This is a genomic window from Streptomyces rishiriensis, from assembly GCF_003112535.1.
GTDB lineage: Bacteria > Actinomycetota > Actinomycetes > Streptomycetales > Streptomycetaceae > Streptomyces > Streptomyces rishiriensis.
In genome coordinates this window covers 533,696-548,522 of sequence record NZ_BEWA01000005.1, presented here as the reverse complement: position 1 = coordinate 548,522, position 14,827 = coordinate 533,696, and the positions used below count along the sequence as shown (strand labels likewise).

The following is a 14,827-nucleotide window of genomic DNA, read 5'->3' as shown; positions in this document are numbered from 1 at the left end:
CGGTGCACGAGCGGGTGCACCACGCCGTAGTCCGGGAAAATGAACCCTGTCATGCAGAACGCTGTACTCCGGGACCGCGGGGGAACCGGATGGAAAAGGCGGAACAGGGTGGAACGGGACGGAACGTGTCTGACCTCGACCTGCTGACCCAGTCCCTGGCGCGCAACGTCAAGCGGTGGCGCACCGAACGCGGCTTCACCCTCGACGCGCTCGCGGCGCGCGCCGCGGTAAGCCGCGGCATGCTGATCCAGATCGAGCAGGCCCGCACCAATCCCAGCCTCGGCACGGTCGTCAAGATCGGTGACGCGCTCGGCGTCAGCATCACCACCCTGCTCGACTACGAGCGCGGCCCGAAGGTCCGTGTCGTCCCCGCCGACCAGGCGGTGCGGCTGTGGCACACCGACGCGGGCAGCTACAGCCGGCTCCTCGCGGGCGCCGAGGCGCCGGGTCCGCTGGAGATGTGGGACTGGCTGCTGATGCCCGGCGAGAGCAGCGGCTCGGACCCGCACCCGCTCGGCACGGTCGAGATCGCCCATGTCACCGCCGGAGAGCTCACCCTCACCGTCGACGGCACGGAACACCGCGTCCCGGCCGGCGCGAGCGTCACCTTCGAGGCCGACGCCGCGCACCGGTACGCCAACCTCGGCGAGGTCCCGACGCGGATGGTCCTGACGGTCTCGGTGCCCCCGCCCGCGACCGCGCCCGTGCACTGACACGCAACGCGAGGTGCCGAGACGCACGGCAGGCAGACGCACGGCAGAAGGACGCACGGCAGGCGCAGGGCGGGCGTCCGGCTGGCGCGCGGCCGGCTGGCGCACCGCGGACCGAGGGGGCGGTCTACCCCAGGACCCGCGTCGGGCCGTGGTGAGCGAGGAGCAGGTGCGGGTCGTCCTCGCCGGGCGCCGGCGCCGGGTCCGCGTGGACCAGCGCGGCCGTCAGACGCGGCACCGCGTGCAGAAGTGCGTGTTCGGCCGCCACGGCGATCCGGTGCGCCTGACGTACCGTCGCGTCGCCGTCCACGACGACCGCCACCTCGGCCCGCAGCCGGTGCCCGATCCAGCGCAGCCGCAACTCGCCCACCCCGGACACCCCTTCGACCTCCCGCACCGCACGCTCGGCCCGGTCCACCAGGGCGGGGTCGACGGCGTCCAGCACCCGCCGGAACACCTCCCGGGCCGCGTCCCGCAGCACCAGCGCGATCACCGCGGTGATCGCCAGCCCCACGACCGGGTCGGCGAGTCGCCAGCCCAGCGCCGAGCCGCCCGCGCCCACCAGTACCGCCAGCGAGGTGAACCCGTCGGTGCGCGCGTGCAGTCCGTCCGCGACCAGCGCGGCCGAACCGATCGAACGGCCCACCCGGATCCGGTGGCGCGCGACCCATTCGTTGCCCGCGAAGCCCACCAGCGCGGCCACGGCGACGGCGCCGACGTGATCGACGGGCCGCGGATTCAGCAGCCGCTCGACCGCCGCCCACCCGGCGAAGAGCGCGGACGCGGCGATCGTCAGCACGATCGCCATGCCCGCGAGGTCCTCGGCCCGTCCGAAGCCGTAGGTGAAGCGACGGGTGGCCGCTCGGCGGCCCAGCACGAAGGCGATCCCGAGCGGTACGGCCGTCAGCGCGTCGGCCGCGTTGTGCACCGTGTCGCCGAGCAGCGCGACCGACCCCGACAGCACGACCACCACCGCCTGCGCGACGGCCGTCCCGCCCAGCACCGCCAGTGACACCCACAGCGCGCGCATGCCCCGGGCCGACGACTCCAGGGCCGGATCCAGCTTGTCGGCGCTCTCGTGGGAGTGCGGGGTGAGGGCATGGGAGAGGCGGTGACGGAGGCGCCCCGGGACGGGGGAGAGGGGGAGGGGGGAACGTGGGTGTGGGTGCGGGTGTGGGTGCGGGTGCTCGGTCCGGGCGGGGGAGTGGGATTGAGCCGGGGTGCAGCCGTGGCCGTCGGCGTCGGTGTCGGCGTGGGTGTCGGCGTGGGTGTCGGCGTGGACGTGGGGGTGACCGTGCGGCTGTCCTTGGTGGCGCCCGCGCGCGTGGTCGTGTCCGTGGTCGTGGTGGTGGTCGTGCCGGTCGCTCACGTCGGTCCCCTTCCGGTGCGGCCAGGTGGACGCGGCCGCGCCCACTCGGCCATTATGTGCGTATGAGCGCACGCATGCACCTGTCACCTGCACACCATGCGCATCCGCGCACCCCCGGCGAGGAGCAGTTCGCCCTCGCCGCCGAGCTGCTCGCCCTGCTCGGCGACCGCACCCGGCTCACCCTGCTGCACGCTCTCGCCTCCGGCGAGGCCGACGTGACGACCCTGACGGAACGCTGCGGCGCGGCCCGTCCGGCGGTGAGTCAGCATCTGGCGAGGCTGCGGCTGGCCGGGCTCGTGAACACCCGCAAGGAGGGCCGCCGGGTGATCTACTCGCTCTCCGACGGCCATCTGCGCCGCCTGGTCGACGAGGCGCTGAGCGTGGCGGACCACCGGCTCGGGGACCAGCCGGTGCACGACTGAGCCGGTCGCGTCGGCGTCAGTAGCGCTCCGAGGCGCCGAGGTACTGTTCCGCGAAGGCGGCAGCGGCGGCGGGGGACGTGAACAGGCGGCGCAGTCGCGCGAACGTCGTGCCCGCGCGGAAGGGGTCCCCCGACGCGGCCCCGTGGAAGACCTCGGACAGCCACTGCGAGAACTCCTGGTAGTCCCACGCCCGGCGCAGACAGGCCTCCGAGTAGCCGTCCAGGCCGGTCCCGTCGTCGCCGTCCAGGTAGGCGACCAGGGCGTCGCCCAGCAGGAACGCGTCGTGCAGGGCGAGGTTCATGCCCTTCGCCGCGATGGGCGCCACGAGGTGGGCCGAGTCGCCGGCCAGGAAGAGCCGCCCGTACGTCATCGGCTCGACCACGTAGTCGTGCATGTCGAGCACGCGCTTCTCGGTCAGCGGGCCCTCGGTGAGCGCCGGCGCGTCCGCCCCCTCCAGGCGCTGGTGCAGCTCGGACCAGACGCGGTCGGGGGACCAGTTCTCCGGGTCGTCGCCGGGCGGGCACTGCAGGTAGTAGCGGGTCACCCCGGGGCTGCGCGCCATGTGCCCGGCGAAGCCGTTCGGATGGACGCCGAACAGCACGCAGTCGGAGGACGGCGGCGCCTCGGCGAGCAGCGCCAGCCAGCCTATGCCGTAGTCGTGCCGGGCGATCCGTGCGTGCGCGGTCGGCAGCGCGGCCCGGGCCGCCCCGCGCGGGCCGTCCGCGCCGACGACGAAGTCGCAGGTCAGCGACCGGAGTTCACCGGTGTCGGGGCAGGTGTACGTCACGGACGGCCGAGCGGTGTCGAGGTCGTGCAGGGCGACGTCGCGCACCGAGAAGCGGGCGTCGCCGCCGCGCACGTCGACGTACTCGTGGGCGAGGTCCGCCACCAGCAACGGCTGCGGATACACCCAGTGGTGACGGCCGGTCAGGTCGGTGTAGGGGAAGCGGTAGCGTTCGCCGCCGAAGCGGAACTCGCACGACGAGTGCCGCTGGGCGCGCTTGGACAGGTTGTCCGCCAGACCGCGGCGCTGCAGTGAGCGCACGGCCCCCTCCTCGATGACGCCGGCCCGCGGCCGCCGCTCGATGAACTCACGGCTCTCCGCCTCCAGTACGACACAGTCGACGGACGCGGCCCGCAGGATGTTGCCGACGGTGAGGCCCGCCGGGCCCGCGCCCACGACGACGACCGGAACATGGCGGGGGGAAGGGGAGTCGGTGGTCACCCGCACATTATGGGCAGCCGGTACGGCCCGTACGTCGCGGCCGGCGGGCCGGCGCCCCGCCCTCGGCGGGGGCGCGGCGCTTCCCCGGCCCCCGTAGCGGGTCGCCGGGGAACAGGGGCGTCAGGGCAGGCGGGGGATCTCGATCGCCGGGCAGCGGTCCATGACCATCTCCACGCCTGCGGCCCGGGTGCGGTCGTAGGCCGCCTCGTCGACGACGCCGAGCTGGAACCACACCGCCCGCGCGCCCTTGGCCACGGCCTCGTCGGCGACGGCTCCCGCGAGCTCGCTGTTGACGAAGACGTCGACGACGTCCACTGCGAAGGGGATGTCCGCGAGGGAGGCGTACCCCTGCTCGCCGTGCACGGTCTCCGCCTTCGGATGGACGGGCACGACCCGCTTGCCGAAGCGCCGGAGCACCTCGGCGACGCCGTAGGCCGCACGGCCGCGGTTCGTCGACAGGCCCACCACGGCCCAGGTGTCACCCGCTCCGGTGAGGATCTTGCGGATCGTCGCCTCGTCGCCGTACACCGGCGGCCTCCTTAACGGTCAGAAACAATCAGAAACGGTCGGACGGTGTTCTCGTGTCGTGCAGGATCCGACCAAAGGGTCAACAGCTTGTCGCGGATCCTGATTCCGGGCCTCGCCTTTCCGGCCCTGCCTGCGAACCCGCCGCCGTCCGCCTAGGCTCGGCACGTGCTGCGCATCATCGACGCCCGAACCGGCGAACCCGCCCTCGCCGCCCCCGTCCGGCGGGGGCTGACCCGTGTCGAGGCGCATGCCTCGGGGTACGGGGCCGCGTCGCTCAGGGTGCTGCTCGTCGCCGACCTCCTCGTGCGCGCGCTGGAACTGGGCGGCACGCCAGCCTGGCTCCTGCTCACCGGCGACCGCGACCAGGCGGAGCTGCGGGCCGGCGCCACCGCCCTCGGCATGCACCCTTTCGAGGACGGCCGGGACCTCGGGGCCGGCGTGGGCGAGGCGCAGGTCCTGCACGTGGCGGGCCAGGACGTCCCGAGTCCTGAAGGCGGGGTGCGGATCGCCGTCGCGCCGGCCGAGGGCGCCCTGCCCGGGGCGCAGACGCGGGGCGCCGTGCCGGACGCCGACCCGGCCGTTCTGCGTCTCGCCCTGCTGTCCGCGCCCCGTACGGAGCCCCTCCGGCTCGACGCGACGGCACTGGCCGAGGCCCACGACCGCCTTGCGCGCTGGCGGCGGGCCGTCGCCGACTGGGCGCGGCAGCCCTCGCGACCGGTTCCCGAAGAACTGCGCGGGCGGCTGCGCACCGCCTGGGAGGACGATCTCGACGTGCCCGAGGTGCTGCGCGTGCTGCGGTGGGTGGCCGACGCCGGCCCCGAACTCCCCGCGGGCGCCCGCTTCGAGACGTACGCCTACGCCGACCGTCTGCTCGGCCTGGAACTCACCCGCGACCTCGGAGCCCCGGCGTGACCGCGCCCGACGCCGGGGGACCGGGCGTCGGAGCGGCAGGCGCCGGTGCGCCGCGCCGGCTGGTCGTGCTGCGGCACGCCAAGTCGGCCTGGCCGCACGGCGTCCCCGACCACGACAGGCCGCTCGCCCCGCGCGGCCTCAGGGACGCGCCGGCGGCGGGCCGCGCCCTCGCCGAGGCCGGCTGCCGGCCGGATCTCGCCCTGTGCTCCACCGCCGTCCGTGCCCGTCGTACCTGGGAGCTGGCGTGCGCCGAGTGGGACGCGCCGCCCCCGGTGCGCTTCGACCCGCGGCTCTACGGGGCGGACGTGCCCGAGCTTGTGGAGGTCGTCCGCGAGACGCCCGACGGGGTCGGCGCCCTGCTGCTGGTCGGGCACAACCCCGGTCTGGAGGAACTCGTCCTCGCCCTGGCCGGGGAGGGCCTCGGCGACGCCCTCGACCGGGTGCGGCTGAAGTTCCCGACATCGGCGATCGCCGTCCTGACCTGGCACGGGCCCGGCTGGCGGGCGCTGGCGCCCGGCGCGGCCGTGCTCACCTCGGCGACCGTGCCGAGGGGAGGCTAGGGCCTGCCGTTCGGATCACCCCGCAGACGCGGGGGCCGGCACGCGCATCTGCGGCGTTGTCGTCGGTTGCCGGCATCGACAGACCCCGCAGATGCCCTGCGACCTGATCCGAACGACAGGCCCTCTAGCCGACGTGCACGCGCGGTCGCCGGTCGGGGTCCGGCTCCGCGCGGCGCAGCACCTCGCGGGTGACGGGGGCGACCTCGCCGTCGCCGAAGACGAGGAAGCGGATCAGATGGCTCACCGGATTGCCCTCGGTCCAGCTGAAGTACGCGTGCGGGACCCGGCCCGTGCGGTCGCGCAGCGCCAGCAGCACCGCGGCGATGCTGTTGGGGACCGTGGGACCGGACACCCGCAGCCGGCGCACCCCGTGCTTCTCGTCGCCGCGCACGTCGATGTCCGCGGTGAAGTCGGAGGAGTCCCGTACGAACACCTCCAGGAACAGCGGCCGGCCCGCACCGGGGATCGGCGTGTGCGCGCGCTGCTCCCCCTCCTTGGCGCGGTACGCGCGCGTGCTGTGTTCCTGCGGTTCGTTCGCGATGAGCTGTACGGGCCCGTGCCGCGCGGCCTCGTCCGCGAACCGGGCCGCGGTCTCGTCCAGCGTCACCTCGGCCGCGCGCAGCTCGAAGGCCCGGCCCACCCGTGACCCGAACGACGTGACCAGGATGGCGAAGATGAAGATCGCCGCGATCTTGATGCCGTCGGGCCGTTCGATGACGTTCGTGACGAGGGTGTACGCGAAGACCGCCGTGATCGCGCCGAAGCCGAGCGTGGCCCGCAACCGGCCGTGGCGGTGCACCGCCACGGTGGAAGCGAACGCCGCCGACAGCATCAGCACCAGCACGCCCGTCGCGTAGGCGCCGCTCTGGTCGTCGACGTTCGCGTTGAACCACAGGGTGATGAAGACGGCGGCCGCCATGAACACCATGACCAGCGGCCGTACCGCGCGCGTCCATTCGGGGGCCATGCCGTAACGGGGGAGGTAGCGCGGGACGAGGTTGAGCAGCCCGGCTAGGGCCGAGGCGCCCGCGAACCACAGGATGGCGATCGTGGAGACGTCGTAGACGGTGCCGAAGGCCTCGCCCAGGTGCTCGTGCGCGAGGTAGGCGAGCGCCCGCCCGTTCGCGGGCCCGCCGCTCTTGAAGTCCTGCTGCGGGATGAGGATCGTCGTCGCGAGACTGGACAGCAGCAGAAAGCAGCTCATGATCAGCGCGGCCGTGGTGAGCAGCTTGCGGGTGTCGCGCACCCGTCCCGCGGGCTTCTCGTAGGTGTCCGTCGGATCGCCCTTGACCTGGGGCATCACCGCCACCCCGGTCTCGAAGCCGGACATCCCGAGCGCCAGCTTCGGGAAGACCAGCAGGGCCACCCCGATCATGATCCACGGGGAGGAGTGCTCGGCGCTCGCGGCGTCGGTCCAGTCGGCGATCCGCACCGGGTGGGTGAGGATCTCCCAGGCGGAGACGCCCAGCACCACCACGTTGAGCGCGAGATAGACCGCCACCAGCGGCACCGCGATGCCGATGGCCTCCCGGAAGCCCTTGAGGAACACCGCGCCCAGCGCGCCGACCAGCACCAGGGTGATCCACTCGTTGCCGTCGGACATCCAGTGCGGCGCGAACGGGTTCTCCACGACGTGCGCGGCGGCGTCCGCGGAGGACAGGGTGATCGTGATCATGAAGTCGGTGGCCGCGAAGCCCAGCAGCACCAGCACCAGGATCTTCCCCGACCACCAGGGCAGCAGCCGCTCCAGCATGGCGATGGAGCCCTCGCCGTGCGGGCTCTCGTGCGCCACCCGGCGGTACACCGGCAGCGCGCCGAGCAGCGTCAGCGCGATCAGCACCAGCGTCGCGAGCGGGGAGAGCAGCCCGGCGGCGAGGGCGGCGATGCCGGGCTGGTAGCCGAGCGTGGAGAAGTAGTCGACTCCGGTGAGGCACATCACCCGCCACCAGCGATGACCCTCCTGCTCCGCGCGCGGGGTGGCGTGCGGGCCCGGATGGCGGGCCGTCTGCTCGCTCAGTCCCTCCAGGAGCCAGGCGCGCCACCGGGCGGACGTCGAACCCGCGCCGGTCTCCTCTGCCCGCGTGCCGGTCATGCTGCGTGCTCCCTGCGGTCGGTCGGGGCCATGGTCATGGTCACCACCGTTGGATACCCCGCACGTCGTGGCCCGCACCCGGGCCGTGGGCGAGTCGGCCGTCCGATCACCGCATAGGCTGACCGGATGCAGGACGAGTACCGCACCGTCGCCCGCGCGGGCGTGCACGAGACCGAGGTCAACCGGTCCCGCTTCCTGTGCGCCCTCGCCCCGGCGGCCACCGAGCGGGAGGCGCAGGACTTCCTCGCCTCCGTCCGCAAGGAGCACGCCGACGCCACCCACAACTGCTGGGCGTACGTCATCGGCGCGGACGCCGCCGTGCAGAAGGCGAGCGACGACGGCGAGCCGGGCGGCACCGCGGGCGTCCCGATGCTCCAGATGCTGCTGCGCCGCGACATGCGATACGTCGTCGCCGTCGTCACCCGCTACTACGGCGGCGTCAAGCTCGGCGCGGGGGGCCTGATCCGGGCGTACGGCGGCGCGGTCGGCGAGGCGATCGACTCCCTCGGCGTCCTCACCCGCCGCCGCTTCCGGCTGGCCACGGTGACCGTCGACCACCAGCGGGCCGGCAAGGTGCACAACGACCTGCTCGCGACCGGACGCCAGGTGCGCGACGTCCGCTACGGCGAGGCGGTCGCCATCGAGATCGGTCTGCCGGACGCCGAGGTGGACGCCTTCCGTGCCTGGCTGGCGGACGCGACGGCGGGGACGGCCGGCTTCGCACTGGGCGACGAGGCGTACGGGGACGTGTGAGCGGCCCGGGTGGGACGGGTGAGCCGCAGGCCGCGGACGTGTGAGGTACGACGCGTTGGGCGAACGCCTGAGGGGAAATGTCCGTAAAGCTCCTTTATTTCGGCTGTCATGACGGTGCGATACGGGAGTAACCGCCCTTGCTGTCGGACCCGGCCGTTAGTCTCGGGGATCATGAGGCTCCTGCACACTTCCGACTGGCATCTGGGCCGGGCGTTCCACCGGGTGAACATGCTCGGCGCCCAGGCCGAGTTCATCGGTCACCTCGTCGCGACCGTGCGTGAGCGCGCGGTCGACGCGGTGGTCGTGTCGGGGGACGTGTACGACCGCGCGGTGCCGCCGCTCGCCGCGGTCGAGCTCTTCGACGACGCCCTGCACCGGCTGGCCGACCTCGGCGTGCCCACGGTGATGATCTCCGGCAACCACGACTCGGCCCGCCGGCTCGGCGTGGGCGCCGGCCTCATCGGGCGCGCGGGCATCCACCTGCGGACGGATCCGGCGGCGGCCGGCACTCCGGTCATCCTGCGGGACGGCTTCGGCGAGGTCGCCTTCTACGGCCTGCCCTATCTCGAACCCGCCCTGGTGAAGGACGAGTTCGGCGTGGACAAGGCCGCCCACGAGGCCGTGCTCGCCGCCGCGATGGACCGGGTCCGCGCCGACCTCGCCGCACGCGCGCGGGGAACGCGCTCCGTCGTCCTCGCCCATGCCTTCGTCACCGGCGGCGAGCCCAGCGACAGCGAACGCGACATCACCGTGGGCGGGGTCGCCTCCGTGCCGGCCGGAGTCTTCGCCGGCGTCGACTACACGGCGCTCGGTCATCTCCACGGCTGCCAGACCATCACCGAGCGGGTGCGCTACTCGGGCTCCCCGCTGCCCTACTCGTTCTCCGAGAGCGGGCACCGCAAGACCATGTGGCTGGTCGATCTCGGAGCGGGCGGGGAGATCGCCGCCGAGCGCGTCGACTGCCCGGTGCCCCGCCCGCTCGCCCGCATCCGGGGAACGCTGGGGGAACTGCTCGCCGACCCCGCGCTCGTCCGCCACGAGCAGGCGTGGGTCGAGGCCACGCTCACCGACGCCGTCCGCCCCGCCGACCCCATGGCCCGGCTCGCCGAGCGCTTCCCGCACACCCTGAGCCTCGTCTTCGCTCCCGAGCGCGCGCCCGACGACCCCGACGTGTCCTACGCCCGCCGCCTCGCCGACCGCAGCGACCAGGAGATCGCCGAGGACTTCGTGGCGCATGTGCGCGGAGCGGCGCCCGACGCCCGCGAGCGGGGCGTGCTGCGCGACGCCTTCGACGCGGTCCGCGCGGACGACATGGTGGGGGAGGTGGCGCGGTGAGGCTGCACCGGCTCGACCTGACGGCCTTCGGCCCCTTCGGCGGCGCCCAGAGCGTCGACTTCGACGAACTCTCCGCCGCCGGCCTCTTCCTGCTGCACGGGCCGACGGGCGCGGGCAAGACCTCGGTCCTGGACGCCGTGTGCTACGCCCTCTACGGCTCCGTGCCGGGCGCCCGCCAGAGCGGCCAGGGCGCGACCCTGCGCAGCGACCACGCCGCTCCCGGCACGCGCACCGAGGTCACCCTCGAACTCACCGTCGCGGGACGCCGGTTGGAGATCACCCGGCAGCCGCCCTGGGAGCGGCCCAAGAAGGGGAAGAGGCCAGGCACCACGGTCGACAAGGCCCAGAGCCTGCTGCGCGAGTACGACACGACCGCGGGCGCCTGGAAGGACCTCAGCCGCTCCCACCAGGAGATCGGCGAGGAGATCACCCAGCTGCTCGGCATGAGCCGCGAGCAGTTCTGCCAGGTCGTGCTGCTGCCCCAGGGCGACTTCGCCCGCTTCCTGCGCGCCGACGCCGAGGCGCGGGGCCGGCTGCTGGGCCGCCTCTTCGACACCCGGCGGTTCGCCGAGGTCGAGAAGCGCCTCGCCGAACGCCGGCGCGTCACCGAGGCACGCGTGCGCGAGGGCGACTCCGCGCTGCTCGCCGACGCGCACCGGATGCAGCAGGCGGCCGGGGACGCCATGGAGCTGCCCGAGCTCGCCCCGGGGGAGCCCGGCCTGGCCGAGGCGGTGCTGGGCGCGGCCGCCGTCGCCCGCAGCACCGCGCGCGAGCTGCTGACGACCGCGCACTGCGGCCGTCTCGCCGCCGAGTCCGCGCAGGCCGCGGCCGAGCGGGCGCTGGCCGAGGTCCGTGAACGCGACCGGCTGCAGCGGCGGTTCGCCGAGGCGCGGGAGCGGGCCGCGGCGCTGCAGGAGCGGGCCGGCGCCCACCGGGAGGCGCAGGCGCGCATGGAGCGGGCGCGCAAGGCGGAGGCGGTGGCGCCGGCGCTGGAGCTGCGCGAGGCCGCCGAGGCCGAGCACGAGGGGGCGGCCGCCCGCGCGGCCCGCGCGCGTGCCTTGCTCCCGGAGCGGTTCGCCGACTCCGGGGCCGCCGGGCTCGCCGCCGCCGCACGCCGGGCCGCCGAGGAGCTGGGCGGTCTGGAGTCCGCCCGCCGGGGCGAGCGACGGCTGGCCGACCTCGCCGTCGAGCGGGCCGACCTGGACCGGCGCGAACGCGACGACGAGGACATCCTGACCGAGGCCGAGGCCTGGCTCGCGGGCTGGGACGCCGTCCGCACCGAACTGCGGGCCCGTGTCGAAGGCGCCCAGGAGGCAGCCACCCGCGCCGAGCAGCTCGACGGCCGGCGTGAGCCCGCACAGCGCCGTCTGGAGGCCGCCCGGCGGCGCGACGCGCTGACCGACGACCTGGAGGCCGCCCGGCGCACCGCCCTCGCCGCGCGCGAACGCACGCAGTCGGCCCGCGAGCACTGGCTCGACGTCAGGGAACAGCGCCTGAACGGCATCGCCGCCGAACTGGCCGCCACCCTCGCCGAGGGCGAACCCTGCACGGTCTGCGGCGCCACCGAGCACCCCGCGCCCGCCCGCAAGGTCGCCGGGCACGTCGACCGCGAGGCCGAGGAGCAGGCGCTCGTCGCCTACCAGCACGCCGAGGAACGTCAGGCCGGGGAGGAGCGCGCCCACGGTCTCCTGAGGGAGGCGCTCGCCGCCGCCACGGCCGAGGCGGGCGACGCCCCGACGGACCGCCTGGCCGCCGAGGCGCTGGAGGCGGAGCAGACCTACGCCCAGGCCCGCCGGGAGGCCTCGGCGCTGCACCCCGCGCGCGAGGAACTGCGCCAGGCCGAGCAGGAGCACGAGCGCCGGACGCAAGCGCAGCGTGAGGCCGCCGTCAGGGTCGCCGCCCGGGTGGGCCACCGCGAGCGCCTGGAGCGCGAACGGCTCACCCTGGAGGAGGAGTTGACGCACGCCCGGGGAACGGCGGACAGCGTCTCCGCGCGGGCCGCCCAGCTGGAGCGCCGGGCGGCGCTGCTCACCGAGGCGGCCGAGACCGCCCGCGCCGCCGAGGAGAGCGCCGAGCGCCTCAAGGCCGCCGACGGGCGCCTGGACGAAGCCGCGTTCCGGGCCGGCTTCGACACCCCCCAGGCCGCAGCCGACGCCCTCCTCGACGACACCGCCCACCGCGAGCTGCAACGACGCCTGGACGCCTGGCAGTCGGAGGAGGCCGCCGTACGGGCCGCCCTCGCCGAACCCGACACCGTGGCCGCGGCCGGGCAGCCTCCCGCGGACCTCGCGACCGCCGAACGCGCCGCCGCCGAGGCGGCCGAACGGCTGCGCGCGGCCGCCTCCGCGCAGGACGCGGCGGGCCGCCGCTGCGCCCAACTCGACGAGCTCTCCGCGCGCGCGGAGAGCGGTGTTCGCCGGCTCGCCCCGCTGCGCGAGGAGTACGACCGGGTGGCCCGCCTGGCCGGCCTCACCGCGGGCACCTCCGCCGACAACGAGCGCAAGATGCGCCTGGAGGCGTACGTCCTGGCCGCCCGCCTCGAACAGGTGGCCGCCGCCGCGACCGCCCGGCTGCAACGCATGTCGTCCGGGCGTTACACGCTGGTCCACTCCGACGACCGCGCCGGCCGCGGCCGCAGCGGGCTCGGGCTGCACGTCGTCGACGCCTGGACCGGCCGCGAGCGGGACACGGCCACGCTCTCGGGGGGCGAGACCTTCTTCGCCTCGCTCGCGCTGGCCCTCGGCCTCGCCGACGTCGTCACCGACGAGGCCGGCGGCGTCCGGCTCGACACCCTCTTCATCGACGAGGGGTTCGGCAGCCTCGACGACCAGACGCTCGACGAGGTCCTCGACGTCCTGGACTCCCTGCGCGAACGTGACCGCAGCGTCGGCATCGTCAGCCATGTGGGCGACCTGCGGCGCCGCATCCACGCCCAGCTGGAGGTCGTCAAGGGCCGGTCGGGGTCCACGGTGCGGCTGCGCGGCTACCGGCCGAGCGGGCGGCGGGGGAGCGGCGAGGAGTAGACCACGCTGGTGGTGACCGATCCGAGCGCGCCGATCTTTCCTGACACCTCCTCCAGGTGGCGCATCGACCGGGCCGTGACCTTGATCACGAAGCAGTCGTCGCCCGTCACATGGTGCGCCTCCAGGATCTCGGGCGTGACGGCCACCAGGTCGTGGAACGGCTTGTAGTTCCCGTTGGGATAGCGCAGCCGCACGAACGCCAGGATCGGCAGCCCCAGCCGCTCGGGGTCCACGACGGCCGCGTACCCCTGGATGACGCCCGCCTCCTCCAGCCGTCGCACCCGCTCGGTGACGGCGCTCGCCGACATCGCCACGGCACGCGCAAGATCGGCGAAACTGGCCCGCCCCTCGCGTTGGAGGACCTCGAGAATGCGCCAGTCGGTGGCGTCCGGGGAATACACGGTCATCCCCGATGAGTAGCAGGGAAATCCCCGGTCCGGCAAGGCTCACGCCGTGGAACGCCCCTTCAGGCGGATCGTCGTCGGCCGTAGATTTCTGGTCGTCGACCACCATCAGGGAGAGGCCCCGCGATGACCGCCGCCCACAGCGTGACCGAAGTGAACCCCGTCCTGCGCGTCGCCCCCGCGTCCCCCGCCCGGGCCGCGGCCCACTTCCGGGCGAGCCTCGCCTTTCACGCCGACGTCTCCGACGTGGCCGCGGCCCTGGCGGCCGGCGGCGACCCCGGTTTCGTCGTCCTGGACTCGCGCTCCACCGAGGCGTGGGACCAAGGGCACGTCCCGGGCGCCGTGCACCTGCCCACCGCGCTCATCCCCGAGCAGGCGGCACAGCTCCTCGACAAGGGCGTCCCGGTGGTGACGTACTGCTGGGGCCCGGGCTGCAACGGGGCCACCCGGGCCGCCCTCGCGCTCGCCGAACTGGGCTACCGGGTCAAGGAGATGCTCGGCGGCTTCGAGTACTGGGCGCGGGAGGGCTTCGCCTACGAGACCTGGCAGGGCCGTGAGCGGCGCGACGCCGACCCGCTCACGGCCCCCGCTGACGCGGCCGACTGCGGCTGCTGACCGCGGGCCCGCCGCGGGCCGGGCCGCTCCGTCAGTCCCGCACCACCGCCGGGGTGTGCCGCAGGAAGCGGCGGTCCGCCGTTCCGAACTCGCCCTCGGGGCGTGCCGCGTGCAGGACGACGTCCAGCGCGGTGTCCGCGTCGCACGCGTAATGACCGCTCGCCCAGGCCGCGTTGGCCTCCACGACGGCCCACCCGGCTTCCTCGATCAGCCCGACGTCCACGACGACCGCGCTCGGCAGTCCCGTCCCGGCCAGCCGCTCGGCGAAGGCGAGCACCTCGGAGCGCCGCGCGTCCCGCTCCAGCGGGACGACGTCCAGGTCGCCCCCGGTCGCGTAACGGCTGCCGGTGCGCACCTCGCCGTCCCGCACGAACAGCCGGTACTCGGCGGCGAACGTCACGATGTCGCTGACCAGCACCGGTTCCGTGCCGTCGACCGCGTCCGACCCGGGCAGCCCGCTGCCGTCCCGGTACACCCGGGCCGGGAAGCTCTTGTCGTTCGGCGGCTTCACGAACGCGGGCCGGCGCAGCGCACGGGCCTGCGCGATCGTGGTGAACTCGACCTTGCGCAGGGTGAGTTCGTACGGCAGCCGGGCCAGCCAGTCCTGCGGCGCCTCCAGCAGGCCGAGGCCCAGCTCCCGCGCGACGGCGTCCGCGAACAGGGGCCCGGAGTAGAGCGAGGCGGCCGGGGCCGCGCGCCACTGCGGTGGCACCCGCCAGTCGCGCAGCGTCTCCACGCGCGCCCCGCGCCGCCGCGCCGCGCCCGCGAGGGCGTGGCCCGTCGCGGTGACGCGCGGGGAGAGGAACAGGGTTCGCAAGGTGCTCATGGGAGGAGCGTGGCGCACGGACGGCCCGCGGGACAGCGGATTTCCGCCGCCCA

At 74.6% G+C, this 14,827-nt stretch carries 14 protein-coding genes; 8 read left to right on the top strand and 6 right to left on the bottom strand.

Going from position 1 to position 14,827, the window contains the following annotated elements; all coding sequences use genetic code 11:
* Positions 1-125 precede the first annotated feature (125 nt).
* The gene (locus tag Sri02f_RS11055; protein WP_109000911.1) at positions 126-713 is read left to right on the top strand and encodes a helix-turn-helix domain-containing protein; all 588 of its coding nucleotides are present in this window, start codon (positions 126-128) and stop codon (positions 711-713) included.
* A 124-nt stretch (positions 714-837) separates the two neighbouring features.
* Here the strand turns inward: Sri02f_RS11055 and Sri02f_RS11050 are convergent, their stop codons facing one another.
* Positions 838-2,079 carry a cation diffusion facilitator family transporter gene (locus tag Sri02f_RS11050; RefSeq protein WP_245970589.1) on the bottom strand — a complete coding sequence of 414 codons (1,242 nt, stop codon included), beginning with the start codon at positions 2,077-2,079 and terminating at the stop codon, positions 838-840.
* 62 nt (positions 2,080-2,141) lie between these two features.
* On the opposite strand from Sri02f_RS11050, the gene Sri02f_RS11040 reads away from it, so the two are divergent.
* Positions 2,142-2,501, top strand: a complete 360-nt coding sequence (locus Sri02f_RS11040; protein WP_167467522.1) for an ArsR/SmtB family transcription factor — start codon at positions 2,142-2,144, stop codon at positions 2,499-2,501.
* A 16-nt stretch (positions 2,502-2,517) separates the two neighbouring features.
* Here Sri02f_RS11040 and Sri02f_RS11035 read toward each other — a convergent pair whose 3' ends face one another.
* Complete coding sequence (locus tag Sri02f_RS11035) at positions 2,518-3,726, bottom strand: 4-hydroxybenzoate 3-monooxygenase (RefSeq protein WP_373865085.1); 1,209 nt, start codon at positions 3,724-3,726, stop codon at positions 2,518-2,520.
* 120 nt (positions 3,727-3,846) lie between these two features.
* Positions 3,847-4,254 carry a CoA-binding protein gene (locus Sri02f_RS11030; protein ID WP_109000907.1) on the bottom strand — a complete coding sequence of 136 codons (408 nt, stop codon included), beginning with the start codon at positions 4,252-4,254 and terminating at the stop codon, positions 3,847-3,849.
* A 165-nt stretch (positions 4,255-4,419) separates the two neighbouring features.
* Between Sri02f_RS11030 and Sri02f_RS11025 the strand changes: the two genes are divergently transcribed.
* A complete protein-coding gene (locus Sri02f_RS11025; protein ID WP_109000906.1) occupies positions 4,420-5,166 on the top strand; it encodes a hypothetical protein in 747 nt (248 codons plus the stop codon).
* Positions 5,163-5,726 (top strand): SixA phosphatase family protein, encoded by a 564-nt coding sequence (locus Sri02f_RS11020; protein ID WP_109000905.1) that lies wholly within the window; start codon positions 5,163-5,165, stop codon positions 5,724-5,726. Before Sri02f_RS11025 ends, Sri02f_RS11020 begins: the two co-directional genes overlap by 4 nt.
* 124 nt (positions 5,727-5,850) lie before the next feature.
* Here Sri02f_RS11020 and Sri02f_RS11015 read toward each other — a convergent pair whose 3' ends face one another.
* Positions 5,851-7,818 carry an APC family permease gene (locus Sri02f_RS11015; protein ID WP_109000904.1) on the bottom strand — a complete coding sequence of 656 codons (1,968 nt, stop codon included), beginning with the start codon at positions 7,816-7,818 and terminating at the stop codon, positions 5,851-5,853.
* A gap of 126 nt (positions 7,819-7,944) precedes the next feature.
* Here Sri02f_RS11015 and Sri02f_RS11010 point away from each other — a divergent pair, with 126 nt between their 5' ends.
* The 3 genes from Sri02f_RS11010 to Sri02f_RS11000 all read left to right on the top strand — a co-directional run bounded on the left by Sri02f_RS11010 (position 7,945) and on the right by Sri02f_RS11000 (position 12,929).
* A complete protein-coding gene (locus Sri02f_RS11010) occupies positions 7,945-8,571 on the top strand; it encodes a YigZ family protein (protein WP_109000903.1) in 627 nt (208 codons plus the stop codon).
* 171 nt (positions 8,572-8,742) lie between these two features.
* Positions 8,743-9,906, top strand: a complete 1,164-nt coding sequence (locus tag Sri02f_RS11005) for an exonuclease SbcCD subunit D (RefSeq protein WP_109000902.1) — start codon at positions 8,743-8,745, stop codon at positions 9,904-9,906.
* The gene (locus Sri02f_RS11000; protein WP_109000901.1) at positions 9,903-12,929 is read left to right on the top strand and encodes an AAA family ATPase; all 3,027 of its coding nucleotides are present in this window, start codon (positions 9,903-9,905) and stop codon (positions 12,927-12,929) included. The genes Sri02f_RS11005 and Sri02f_RS11000 overlap by 4 nt, the downstream gene beginning before the upstream one ends.
* On the opposite strand, the gene Sri02f_RS10995 is transcribed toward Sri02f_RS11000, so the two are convergent.
* Entirely contained in the window at positions 12,890-13,336 is a 447-nt protein-coding gene (locus Sri02f_RS10995; RefSeq protein ID WP_109000900.1) for an Lrp/AsnC family transcriptional regulator, read from the bottom strand. The two genes, Sri02f_RS11000 and Sri02f_RS10995, sit on opposite strands and share 40 nt — an antisense overlap.
* A gap of 123 nt (positions 13,337-13,459) precedes the next feature.
* Between Sri02f_RS10995 and Sri02f_RS10990 the strand changes: the two genes are divergently transcribed.
* Entirely contained in the window at positions 13,460-13,948 is a 489-nt protein-coding gene (locus Sri02f_RS10990) for a rhodanese-like domain-containing protein (protein WP_109000899.1), read from the top strand.
* Between the two features lie 31 nt (positions 13,949-13,979).
* On the opposite strand, the gene Sri02f_RS10985 is transcribed toward Sri02f_RS10990, so the two are convergent.
* Complete coding sequence (locus tag Sri02f_RS10985; protein WP_109000898.1) at positions 13,980-14,774, bottom strand: ATP-grasp domain-containing protein; 795 nt, start codon at positions 14,772-14,774, stop codon at positions 13,980-13,982.
* Positions 14,775-14,827 lie beyond the last annotated feature (53 nt).